At 34.3% G+C, this 12298-nt stretch carries 12 protein-coding genes and 1 pseudogene; 7 read left to right on the top strand and 6 right to left on the bottom strand.

Annotated elements, in window-relative coordinates:
- Positions 1 to 1160: 1160 nt before the first annotated feature.
- Entirely contained in the window at positions 1161 to 1415 is a 255-nt protein-coding gene (locus A3SG_RS19615; protein ID WP_232226325.1) for a transposase, read from the bottom strand.
- 491 nt (positions 1416 to 1906) lie between these two features.
- Between A3SG_RS19615 and A3SG_RS22325 the strand changes: the two genes are divergently transcribed.
- From A3SG_RS22325 to nhaC, 3 genes and pseudogenes are all read left to right on the top strand, one after another.
- Positions 1907 to 2911 (top strand): TonB-dependent receptor, encoded by a 1005-nt coding sequence (locus A3SG_RS22325; RefSeq protein WP_232226327.1) that lies wholly within the window; start codon positions 1907 to 1909, stop codon positions 2909 to 2911.
- 1 nt (position 2912) lies between these two features.
- Positions 2913 to 4577, top strand: coding sequence for a TonB-dependent receptor plug domain-containing protein (locus A3SG_RS22330; RefSeq protein WP_232226333.1), 1665 nt, complete (start codon positions 2913 to 2915; stop codon positions 4575 to 4577).
- A 224-nt stretch (positions 4578 to 4801) separates the two neighbouring features.
- Positions 4802 to 6088: pseudogene (gene nhaC / locus A3SG_RS19625) on the top strand (Na+/H+ antiporter NhaC); the annotation flags it as partial.
- A 455-nt stretch (positions 6089 to 6543) separates the two neighbouring features.
- Here nhaC and A3SG_RS0109935 read toward each other — a convergent pair.
- The 3 genes from A3SG_RS0109935 to A3SG_RS21225 all read right to left on the bottom strand — a co-directional run bounded on the left by A3SG_RS0109935 (position 6544) and on the right by A3SG_RS21225 (position 9139).
- Positions 6544 to 7746: an NAD(P)-dependent oxidoreductase gene (locus A3SG_RS0109935; protein ID WP_016989873.1), complete on the bottom strand. Its 1203-nt coding sequence runs from the start codon at positions 7744 to 7746 to the stop codon at positions 6544 to 6546.
- Between the two features lie 400 nt (positions 7747 to 8146).
- The gene (locus A3SG_RS0109940) at positions 8147 to 8572 is read right to left on the bottom strand and encodes a hypothetical protein (protein WP_016989874.1); all 426 of its coding nucleotides are present in this window, start codon (positions 8570 to 8572) and stop codon (positions 8147 to 8149) included.
- Positions 8573 to 8935: 363 nt separating this feature from the next.
- Positions 8936 to 9139: a hypothetical protein gene (locus A3SG_RS21225; protein ID WP_083832429.1), complete on the bottom strand. Its 204-nt coding sequence runs from the start codon at positions 9137 to 9139 to the stop codon at positions 8936 to 8938.
- Positions 9140 to 9451: 312 nt separating this feature from the next.
- On the opposite strand from A3SG_RS21225, the gene A3SG_RS0109945 reads away from it, so the two are divergent.
- Genes A3SG_RS0109945 through A3SG_RS21870 form a run of 4 tightly spaced genes read left to right on the top strand, consistent with a single transcriptional unit; the run spans position 9452 to position 11053 of the window.
- The gene (locus tag A3SG_RS0109945) at positions 9452 to 10207 is read left to right on the top strand and encodes a hypothetical protein (protein WP_016989875.1); all 756 of its coding nucleotides are present in this window, start codon (positions 9452 to 9454) and stop codon (positions 10205 to 10207) included.
- Positions 10161 to 10613, top strand: coding sequence for a DUF5675 family protein (locus A3SG_RS0109950; protein ID WP_050979828.1), 453 nt, complete (start codon positions 10161 to 10163; stop codon positions 10611 to 10613). Before A3SG_RS0109945 ends, A3SG_RS0109950 begins: the two co-directional genes overlap by 47 nt.
- A complete protein-coding gene (locus A3SG_RS19630) occupies positions 10610 to 10879 on the top strand; it encodes a hypothetical protein (protein ID WP_016989877.1) in 270 nt (89 codons plus the stop codon). The genes A3SG_RS0109950 and A3SG_RS19630 overlap by 4 nt, the downstream gene beginning before the upstream one ends.
- Positions 10880 to 11053 (top strand): hypothetical protein, encoded by a 174-nt coding sequence (locus A3SG_RS21870; protein ID WP_016989878.1) that lies wholly within the window; start codon positions 10880 to 10882, stop codon positions 11051 to 11053.
- A gap of 108 nt (positions 11054 to 11161) precedes the next feature.
- Here the strand turns inward: A3SG_RS21870 and A3SG_RS0109965 are convergent, their stop codons facing one another.
- Together A3SG_RS0109965 and A3SG_RS22335 are read right to left on the bottom strand one after the other, a co-directional pair.
- The gene (locus A3SG_RS0109965; RefSeq protein WP_016989879.1) at positions 11162 to 11581 is read right to left on the bottom strand and encodes a DUF6943 family protein; all 420 of its coding nucleotides are present in this window, start codon (positions 11579 to 11581) and stop codon (positions 11162 to 11164) included.
- A gap of 362 nt (positions 11582 to 11943) precedes the next feature.
- Positions 11944 to 12298: hypothetical protein (locus A3SG_RS22335; RefSeq protein WP_232226334.1), on the bottom strand; the 355-nt coding region annotated here is incomplete at its 5' end.

Consider the following 12298-nt stretch of genomic DNA (forward strand, 5'->3'; position numbering starts at 1 on the left):
CCGATTTAATTGCCTAAACTCTATCCTATAATTTTTAGATAATATAAATTCAGATTGCTTGTCAAATATAAATAATCTTCTGTGGGATAGATTTTAGTAATGTTAGAAACCCAAAATTTTAAGAGTTCAGTGACCACGAATTCTCTGTTTCATACATTGGAAACTACCAAATAATCAGGTTTGAATTGGTTTTATCCTTTAACTAATTGGTTAATAGGTTTATAAAACGTGATTTAATCTTATATTTAGCCATTTTGATTGCTTCTCACATTGGAACAAACTATTGGGTCTAGATATTTTAGTTTTAGTAGAAGGCACCTCAGTAGTTATTTTAGGACTACCTTAGCGCTGTTTTGACTCAAAATAAACGTAAGTTGTTTTTCCTTTCTAGCAATAACTCTTTTTTATGTCTCTTAAATGCAGTGGATTTTCCAATCATTATAGCCTTTTCAACCTACTTGTAATACTTGGCACATCCTTTCAATCAGAAGTATTTTTTCAATGTTTTTAATGAAAGAATAAATCATTGATGGCTCAGGGAAAAAGTATCCATTAATTCTTACAATATTTCGTGTTCCAATTCTTTCTCCCTAAGTCTTTTTTGAAGTTCAACGATGTACTTCTATTTTTGAGTTTATTTTAACTTGCTATTACGTGGAAACCTTCCAAAACCAAACTTTTCGTAACAATTGACTTTGGGAAGAATGCGTCTTAATTTGTCTAAAATAAGCCTCAATTGATCAGCACGTAGATGAACGACAATCAAAGTTCTTCTTGAATGGAACTCAAATCCGGTAAAATATCGTTACAACGAAAGATTGTGAAAAAAGCATGAAGGATACCAAATGGAATTATATTGAAAATAGCACTCAATCTACAAATAATTTGCTTCAATTGTACGTTTATAAGTAGTAGTGGAAATCCAACATAGTGATTTGGGTATGATAACAAAAAGGACATAATTTAACTTTAATTGGCCATGCGAAAGAGTCTAAATATAAAAATTCCTATTCTAATTTTTTAGCTTTTAGGGTAACACTAAATTAAAGGCTTTAAAGAGCTTTTTTTCCAAGGCTTGGCATTCGGTAATAGCTACTTTAATTAATAGCGACCATCAGAATTATTTTGATCTACTAATCGGATATTTATTACAGACACTCTCAAATAAATCTTTCTTGGATCGGAAGTTCCAAACTTTTTTTTAAATGTTCGTGACCAATCTCTAATTCAATTTCTTTGTTAGCTAGTAGCTTACGTAGTATTCTATTTTTTTCTTCTGATTGCTTTAACTCTTTACTACGAGTGTCGTAAGTTACTTTTAAACCCGCTTCTCCTTGGCTGTCGTGTTTCTTCTTCCAGCTATATAAAGTGCCGGTACTAACACTGTATTTACTGCACGTTTCAACGACTCCCAATTCTTCTGAAAAGGATAAAATTTCTAGCTTCTATTCTAAACTTCATTTCTTGTATTTCATATTTCAAAGGTAGTATATGAAATTTAAAATATCACTCCGAGCTTATTAAGTGCTGAACTAATTACCATCTTCTATTATGTATTGAAATAATTCTCGATGTGTTACTTTATTTCTAACCCAATCTACAAAAAACGAAAAATTCAAATTTACAATTTTTTTATTATGATAGGAAGATTTTTCCCAGCACTCAAAAAATTATGCGTGTGCCACTATTTTTGGTTTTCATAATGTAATCGATATTAGAATTATCTAAAAAATAGAATATCCAGTTTTTTTTACTTTTTCTTCCAGTAAATTTTGTGCAAAGCACACTAAAGACGAAATCGTAACTTTTTTTTTACTATTTATTTTTTTTATTTAAGTTTTTTTGTTTATAAAATTGTTAAACAATGTAATCTAACCATATTTTCTTAACATAGCCTACAATTATTATGAAAAAAATCACAATTTTATTATTTGCCATTTTTAACATTAGTGTCACCTTTGCCCAAAACACAGTAACTGGTACTGTAAGTGACCCAAGGAAAGAAGTTTTACCAGGAGCTAACATTCTAGAAAAAGGTACACAAAATGGCACTACAGCTGATTTTAATGGAGTATTTTCTTTAATAGTGAAGGATGGAGCTATTCTAGTAATTAGCTTTGCTGGTTACGAAATAAAAGAAGTAGCTGTCAACGGAAAACCTAATCTAAACATTGTTCTATCTGAAGGATTATATTTAAATGAAGTTGTTGTAACAGGAAATAGAACAAAGCCAAGAACAATTTTAGATTCTCCCGTACCAATTGATAATATTGACGTCAAAGATTTACAAAGTAGCGGTCAACCTACATTAGATAATATGTTAACTTTTAAAGTACCGTCATTTAACTCTCAAAGCCAAGCAATTTCTGATGCGACCGCTCATTACGACCCTGCAGATTTAAGGGGTTTAGGTCCAAGTAGAACATTGGTTTTAATTAATGGTAAGCGTAAAAATCAAAGTGCTCAAGTATATTTGAATAGAACACCGGGTAAAGGTGAAGTTGGAGTTGATTTAAAAAGTATACCAACAGCAGCAATTGAAAGAGTAGAAATTTTACGAGATGGTGCATCTGCGCAGTATGGTTCTGACGCCATAGCAGGTGTTATGAATATAATCTTAAAAAAGAATGTTGAGTATTCTACAATTACAACGAGAGCTGGAATTACTTCTCAAGGGGATGGCTTTAATTTATCTTCGGATTACAACACTGCTTTTGATTTTGGTAATGGAGGTTTTATTAACTTAACATTAGGCTATTACAATCAACAGTTAACAAATAGGGCGGGAAGTCCTGGAGTAAAAGATTTACCAGCAAACCCGTTGCCAAACTGGACGGAATGGGCGACTGAGGATCCAACTTTAGGGATGCAAGTGGGACAACCCGACATGGAAAAAAAGATTATTTATTAATATGGAACATCCATTAACTGAAAAATCTACACTATATTCTTTCCATGGATACACAACAAGGACAGGTCGTTCTTTTCCTTACTATAGAACCCCTTACTCGAGGCAGTCAGCTGTTGGAGATTCAGGGTTTTTAACAGTGCCTAGTGATTTTAAAGGTTACCAACCAACCTTTGAAGTAGAAATTAATGACCACATAAATGCAATTGGTGTTAAAATGGACATTAGTGAAAAGTGGAATGCAGACGCTAGCGTAACCTATGGTTCTAACGATGTATTTTACGCAGTGAATAACTCAGTGAATTTAGACTATTTAAAAGACAACAAAACTTCTCCTACAGCTTTTCAGCCAGGGGGGTATAGATTGACAAATGTTGTTGGTAATTACGATGTTTCTGGAATACTTTCAGAAAAAATTAGTGTAGCTACTGGTGTTGAATACAAAGTGGAAAAGTATGGAGCTTTTGAAGGAGATGCAATTTCATACTATAAAGGTGGTTCAGATTCTTTTCCGGGAATTAAACCAGAAGAAGCTGGTACTTGGACTCGAAGTAATATAGCAGCTTACGGGCAAGTAGATTATGACATTACATCAGACTTATTATTTGGTGCTGCAGGTAGGTATGAAAATTTTACTGATGCGGGTGATAATTTTTCTTGGAAAATTAACGGCCGTTATAAATTAGGTGAAAAAGGGGCAATTAGAGGATCCTATAGCACTGGATTTAGAGCGCCATCGCTACATCAACAGCACATTACTTTGAGTCAATATACTATTATTCAAGGAAGCGAACCTCTGTTGCAAGGGACTTTAGCAAATAATAATCCTGCAGTTCAAGGATTAGGTGTAAAAAAATTGTTTAATGAAACATCAGAGAATATATCAGCGGGTTTGACATATAAATTTAATAGAAATTTTTCTGCTTCTGTCGATTTTTATCAGATTAAAGTATATGATAGAGTTTTATTTTCATCGCAAGTTAGATACAAAAACGGGACGCCAGCAACAGCAACAAGCGCAGCTGTAATTACAAACCCAGTAGAGCAAATTTTAAGTGATAATAGAGTTACGGTTTTACAGTTTTTTATCAATGCAGGAGATACAAAAACTTCTGGGGCAGATATTGTGCTAAATTATAAGAATATAGCTATCGGAGATAACGGAAAATTTAATACTAGTTTTGCAGCTAATTTTAACAGAACAGATGTAGTTGCAATAACAACTCCGAAAGTATTAGCAGATGCAGGTTATAATATTTTCGATAGACAAGAAAGAGGATTAATAACTAAATCTAGGCCAAGATCTAAAATGATTTTAGGATTAAACTACGTTAATGATAAATGGGATGTGTCTTTGAATAACTCTCGCTTTGGAGAGGTAACAGTTGTCTCTCCATCAGCAGGTACGGTAGACGGTGTTGAAACAGCAAGAGGAATTGACCAAGTTCTAAGCGCAACAATAGCTACCGATATTGCTGTTTCTTTTAAATTGACCGATAAGATCTCTTTAAATGGAAATATCAATAATATTTTTGATGTATATCCAGATATCACTTTAGAATCTACAAAATCATCTCAAGCAGGTTCTAGATTTAAATATTCTTCTGAAGTACAACAAATAGGTCAATTAGGTACAACTTTTAGTATTGGTTTAAACTACCAATTTTAAATTACTGTACTAATATTACACGGATTGATAAAAGGAGCTTTCTAAGGAATGCTCCTTTTATCAATTCATTTAGTTTTATTAAAGATTAAAAAATCATTTTTCCCGATGCAAAAAAGAAAACCAAGTTTTTTATTTAAGCCTTATTATTATTGTAGTACTTGCGGTTATTATTAGTTTTGCGATGTTACTATTAAAACTGCCCACTATAATTACCCTTTTTTTCTTGTATTGTTTATACAGGTATTATTAGTGTTTTTCTTGGCCATACAAAAGAAAATATTAATGATTTTATTTTAGGGGGGGTAAGAAAAAGTGCTTTTGTTATTGTTATGTTACTGGTTATAGGATGTTTAATAGGTTCTTGGATTGTTTCCGGTATAATACCTACAATCATTTATTATGGTTTAGACATTATAAATCCTAATTATTTTTTGGTGGTTGGCTTAATCTCATGTTCGATAATATCTTATTTTACAGGAAGTGCTTATGCGTGTATTGGTACTATTGGTGTTTCTATGATTGGCATTGCAGAAGGTATGGGTATTTCATTACCAATAACTGCTGGAATGATTTTGTCGGGCGCTTTATTTGGGGATAAAATGTCTCCGTTTTCAGACACCACAAATATGGCATCGGGTGTAACAAAAACTCCGTTATTTGTTCATATTAAATCAATGCTATATACAACTTTTCCTGCGTGGATTATGGCTTTGATTATTTATGCTTTTATAGGAAGTGATTTCAATACGGGAGCTGTAAATATTGAGCAAATAGATAGTCTAAAAAAAGCAATCCAAGCAAATTTTCAAATATCTCCATTATTGTTAATAGTTCCATTGTTAACTATTGTCCTAGCAATTAAAAAGGTACCTCCGGTTATAGCAATCGGTATAGGAGCAGTTACAAGTATAATTGTTGCTTTAATTTTTCAACATCAATTTGATGTCCAAACAATTTTAAGAAGTTTGGTTGAAGGTGTGCAGATGGATTTTGGAAGCGATTTAACTACTAAGTTATTCTCGAATAGAGGTGGTATGGAAAATATGATGCACACGATTTCCATTGTCATTATAGCTCTTATTTTTGGAGAAATAATCACTAAAACAGGAATTTTGGGATCTTTAATCATTGGTTTAGAGAAGGTCATATACAATACTGTTTCTTTAGTTTTTATAACGATTCTTAGTTGTTTGTTGACAACAATGATTAGTAATAGTCAATATTTATCTATTCTGATGCCTGGAGAAGCTTTTTTGCCTTTATATAAAAGAAGAAACATATCCTCTAGAGTATTGTCTAGAAGCCTAGAAGATGGAGGGACTATGTTTGGGATGTTAGTTCCTTGGACGGGTGATGCTGCGTATGTTGCTTTAACTTTAGGTGTTGCCACAATTGATTATTTACCTTTTACTTTTTTTGCGCTATTAAGCCCAGTTGTTTCAGTAGTTTTTGCAGCATTTAATATAGCTATATGGAAAAGTTCAGATGATACTTGGGAAAGTAATGAGTAATAATTTATCTATTTGGTTCTTTAATTCACCCCATCATTCTTATTTTTTTTATTACATGTGCTAAAATCTATAATTGCTTTAAATATTTTGTTAGTGTGGTTATTTTAGAAATGAAAATTTAGTTATTTTAGCAGACACGTCGAAATTAAAAATAAATCTAACGTATTATTTGCAAGCATCGCTGTTTACAAATTTTGTAATATGGTTCTCCTTTTATTCAATTGGTGACCATGTTTACTTTACGGTAATTGAAAACGCTCAAATAAAATGAAGTGGAATCAAAAAAAATTGATATAATTACGATAAAAATATAACTCATACATTAGCAAAACTAGTTGTAAAATTGATTTTACAAATGGTTTTATTAGGTGCGTTATTACCAAAAATTAACGCAATTATTCATTCCAGAATTAGGTTTTTTTGTATATTTTTTCGATTTATAAAGAGTTTGAAAATCAGTTTCCATCAACATAATCTTGCAAATAACTGAATCGTGGAGTTAACTTTCCTTTTTCCGTCATTTTGGCTCTAGCCAAAACTCCGTCTTTATCATTATTAAAAAAAGCAGGAATTACATATTCCATAAACATCTCTCCAAATCCTTCACTGGCATCTTTTGGCAATTCACAGGGTAAATTATCTACCGCCATTATTGTAATCGCTGTTGGATGAAATGTATCTACTTCTTTATGTTCAGAGGGTAAATAACCATAAAATGGCTCTGCGATTGTGGTTGGTCTGAGTGTACAGGCAATCGGACCATTTATGTCACAGGAGATATCACCAACTACTTTTATTTTACAATCTTTTGATTGAAGCATCTCATTAGTAAGAATGTTTGGGGAGTTATTCGCATGAAAATGCCCAGTAATAACGATATCAGAAACTTTTGTAAATCGCTCAAAATTACTAATGTAATCGCCTGGATTTTGATAGAAATCGTCATTGTCTAACACTTTTTCATCAATCCTTTTGTTATAGTCCAGTACGTCAATCTGTGTATACACAGGTTGTTCATATTTTACGATTAAGTATTGCTCAACAGAAACTTCCTTGATTTTCATAGCGTCGAGAACTTCCTTGATACCACCTGCTACTTTCCCTACTCCTGTAATTACAATTTTTAAAGGAGGGAAGACAAGTCTTTGCAAATGATTGATTAATTCTTCTTTCCCGGAGAATGTTTCTGCTTTGGGCAAATGGAATAACGCATCTTTTAATCCGAATCCACGAATTGTATTATAAGCGCCCATAATTCCCGCATACCGTCCAAAACCTATTAATCTGAAGTTGTTGGCGTCGACTATTGTTTCATGATCGTATAAATCGATATTTTTTTCAAGAATAGCCTGTAGCAATTGTCTGTTGTAAGGCTGTTTTTTAATTGTATGGGAAAAAAAGACATAAGACTTGTCGGCAATTAGATTTTCTACAGGCACTTCTTTAACTCCAAATAGAACATCACAATCACTAATGTCATCTGAAATTTCAATCCCTACATTTGTATATTGCTCATCGGTGAAAACTCTAATATCTGAAGATTCTATTTTCACCAATACATCTGGATAAAGCTCTTTTAATTGTACTACTGCTCCAGGTGAAAAAACAACTCTTCTATCTGGTGGATTTTTTCTTTCTTTTAAAATTCCGAATTTCATATCTTGCCGTTTTTTTTATTTTAGTACATTTTATTGGATTAACTTATAACAAATATAACGTTTTAAAGTAAAGTAAGTTTTTTTTATAATAAACATATTCCTTAAACGATTGAAAGTTGATAGTCAAAATAAAAGAAAGACAAGCTCAAAACTTTAATAAGACAATACTAATAGTGGGACAGAAATATTTAACGAAGAGGATTGATTGCATAGTTTTTACTTAACAAATTTACTTCTCTGTAAATATATGTTTCTTGTACGTGATGGGAATATTTATATTTGTTTAATAAGTGCAATTTGGATATTATAACAAAAAGGACATGATCTAAGCGTAATTGGCCATGCTAAAGAATTTAAATTTAAAAATTCCCAGTCTAATTTTGTAGCTTTTATAGTAACACTAATTTAAAGGATATAAAGAGCTCTTTTTCCAGTAAGCTTTTAATTTTTCTGCGTACTCTTTTGGGGTAATCTTAATGTAATCTAAAAACTGCTTTTCTGTAGAGTGTCCCGTTATTTTCATGATGGTTAAGGTTTCTATCTTGCCGTATAAGTTGGAAGCAAATGAACGTCTACAAATATGGGAGGAGACTAATTCGTGTTTTGGGAACTTTCCAAAAGTTTTTCGATGAATGATTGTTTTTTTTGCGTTTTCACTTATTTCGGTTGAAGTCATTTTAGCGCCTTCAACAATTTCATTTATTCCTGATTTTTCACAAATAATTTTTATATAGTCGCTAAATTTCTGGTTACTAATTGCACGTGGGAAATTCCGCTTTTCTTTTATCTTTTCAAATATGCTGATAAATAGAAACTGTTGTAACACATTCGCTTTTTGAGCAAAGAACCTCTCATATTTTTTTTCAAGCTAGTAAGCGCGATTTTTTATCCTGTATTTTATTTTAACCTGTATGTCCACTGTAAAGTAATACCGGAAGCTCCTGTCTCTTTGCCATTCTACAAAATTATAGATTTCTATTTATAAGTGTATCCCATTATTTAAGGTGCTGAAACAACTCTTCTTTTCATAGAATAAGGTAAAACTATTTTATAATACAGAAAGTAGTCTACTATTGATTAAAATTTAATTAATTAAAATTGGTTCTATTATCTAATCAAAAAAGAAGAATAAGCAATTCGCTATCTAAAAAACACCTGAAACAAAAATCCACCTAATGGAACCTCCTTTTTAACCAACAATTAGTGGTTCCACCTGTTCATATTTCAGGCTGGTGTATTGGCAGAATTCTTCTATGGACACCAACTCATTTTGGAGCTTGTTGAGTTCCTTCCTGATGTTTTGCATCATTCTGATACTTTGGCGGTAACTCTTTCCGGTAATGCGTTGTATGTCTTTGGGGTAGATACACAATCTTGTGGTTGCTGTTTTCATACACTATCTATAGCTTTGACTCGGCTTTGTTATACATGAAAGTTGAGGTAATCCAGATTATTTGATTCAATAAAATTAGTAAAAAAAACCTTTAGTTTAGAAGCTGCAATTTAATGCAATTTGTAGATGTAAAAAACTGCCATTAATGTCATATTAGGACATTTATACCATTGTGGAACAAGTGGAATACTGACTTAACTTAAATTGTTTATTTAAGTGTAATATTTGTTTTAAAATCAATCGGAATCGTTGCAACGGAAAGAGGATTGAGAGACTATTTAAAACATATTATAAACTTAAATTTTAGGAATTATGGCAAGACAGAAAGGCATAATTAAGTTGAAAGGGACTATCGGAGATATTACTTTTTACAAGACCCAAGACGGTCATTTGGCGAGAGAAAAAGGCGGAATCGATGCTAGCAGAATCAAGAACGATCCTGCGTTTCAAAGAACGCGTGAGAACGGTTCTGAATTTGGGAGAGCTGGTAAGGCTGGAAAAGTGTTAAGAACGGCGCTCAGAGCCTTACTTCTAAACTCTGCAGATGGTAGAGTGGTCAGTCGGTTGACCCAAGCGATGGTCAAAGTGATTCAAGCTGACATGATCAGCGAACGTGGATTGCGAAACGTGATTGACGGTGAAGCGGAACTACTTGCTGGTTTTGAGTTCAATATTAGAGGGAAACTCGGTACGAGTTTGTTTGCACCTTATGTAGGTACCATCGACAGAGTATCGGGCGATATCAGCATTGCTATGGATCCGTTTATTCCCGCTAATATGATTGCAGCTCCAGGGGGAACAACTCATTTTAAAATTATTTCAGCAGGTGCTGAAATTGATTTTGAAGCAGAGACTTTTGTTTCTACAAACTCAGCAACAACGATTCTTCCTTGGGATATGACCGAAACCGTAGCGATTAGTCAGGTAAATCCGGTTACGGCCAACAGCACAAAACCCTTGTTTTTAGCCTTAGGTGTGGAGTTTTACCAACAAGTAAATGGCCAAATGTATCCGTTGAAAAATGGATCCTACAACCCGTTATCGTTGGTTAACGTCAGTGGATTGTAAGTTAGTATTAAGCAGAATTTATTTTCCCGATGGAACGCAAGGGGTCCTAGAATGGAACGGCACCCTAGTTTGTTATACCATCGAATTGCCTTGGTTGGGAAATCAAAGGCGGATCTCTTGCATTCCCGAGGGAGACTATTTTTTGAAAAAGCGATACAGTACTAAATTTGGATGGCACTTGCATGTACTACATGTTCCAGGAAGAGATTTAATCTTGATCCATCCCGCTAATGACGCCAAAAAAGAATTGCGGGGTTGTATTGCTCCAGTTAGCCAACACACCGGAATAGGGAAGGGTAGTTCCTCTAGAATAGCGTTAGAAAAGTTGAAAACTTTAGTTTATGCAGCTTTGGAACGCAATGAGATAGTTAAAATAAGTATTCAATCTAAAAAAGCATCAGTATGAATTTAATTAATAGGGCAATGGCGCCCACCCCAAAATTTTTCAGGATTTTGCGAAGTATTGGTTTGGCTTTGTTGGCCATCAGTGGTACTGTAATAGCCGCTCCGGTAGTATTGCCAGTGGCGATTGTTAGCGTTGCAGGATATATGGCAGTTGCTGGCGGCGTAATTACGGCCGTGAGTCAATTGACGGTAAGTCCCCTAGCCCCGGAATGGGGAACAGAGGACGAGGAGCACCAAGGTAAGGACCCTAGAGAAAATTCAGGGTAAATGGAAGCGGATACTTCACTTCGAATCGGTACTGCTTCGGGAACCTTATTGAGTATTGCACCCAACATTTTCTCTCAAGACATTCAAAAAACGATTATCTTAGCTGTTGTCGGAGCGACAGTCAGTTTTATGGTGTCAGTTTTTTTAAAATGGTTGACAAAGAATAAAAAATAAACTCATTTTGAGGAGACTTTGAAACAAGTTCAGAGCGAGTTAAATTCAGTTTTCGTGTGGTAACCTTTACTGAATTTTACAAAGCCTAATCGCGAGATTAGGCTTTTTTTATTGGCAATACCTAGACAAAATACATTTCTTGAGCTCAAGAATCAGTTTAAGATTTTTTTCTAAATGCTCTTTTTGTTGTTCCAAAGCTTTGATACTTTCGATGTCTTTTTGGTGCTGTGCGAAATCATTTAGCATTTTGGTTACTTTTTGGTCAAATTCACTCTGGAAGCATTTTATTCGAATAAATGGAATAACGGAACCAATAAGGTGTTGGTGCCAGAATTTCATTTGCCAAAGGCTGTATGCGAGCCAATAGATCATTTCAGCGTCTTCTTTGGATGAAAATTGAATAACAAAACTATTGGTAAAAGGTTCTTTTTGAGGTCTTCCACTGTTCCTTCCTTTATTGAGGATAAAGATTTGGTTCCCCTTGTACGAGATATTTTTTTGATGGGTTTTGATTATAAAGTTTGGCATCGCTGTGGATTTTAGGTTCGGTTTTTTTCGGTTTAAATTTTTTCGAAAAGAAAAATGAGAAAAAAAGAAAGCCGTGTCGAAAGCGGAAAAGACGAACGAAAACGGAGCGCTGAAAAGCTGAAATTACCTCAGCTTGAAGCCGACTGAAAGAGAGGAATGGACGCTATATTTGCTGGTTTTTTTTCTCATTCTTTTCGATAAAATGCAGGTTAGTTGTGGTTTACTTCTTAGGGAGTCGTTTTTGTGAAAACGGCAATCAAACACCCCCAAGCACCGCAAGGAGTGGAGCTAAAATGTAGCGTTAGCGCAATTATAGCGGAATAGATGAGGAGCGCAGCGGCGGTGTTGCGGCAATCGAACAGCTACCATAAACGCGGGAATGGAGTAGAGGAGACCCTGATTTTATCAGGGTAAACGGAGCGAAAAGAAGCGGATAGGAGCGTGTAACGGCGGGAAAAAAATAAAACACTCCCGACTTTTTTTGGAGGGAAACCTTGATTTAGGGCAAAGTGAGGTTTTTCATCGAACGGCGCCGACCCCGATGGCTGTGCGAAGAGCGCCACCGCTGAAAAAATAAGGGGCGACAGACATGATACTGCTGATTGCAGCGCAGCGGAGTTTACGAAGCGAAGCGGAATGAAGCTGTATTGTGGCTGTAATAGCCCCGACGATCGCAGGAAGTGACCGTGTGGAGATGAGGAACGAAACGGCGCAAAA

It is taken from the genome of Flavobacterium sp. ACAM 123, assembly GCF_000264055.1.
Taxonomy (GTDB): domain Bacteria; phylum Bacteroidota; class Bacteroidia; order Flavobacteriales; family Flavobacteriaceae; genus Flavobacterium.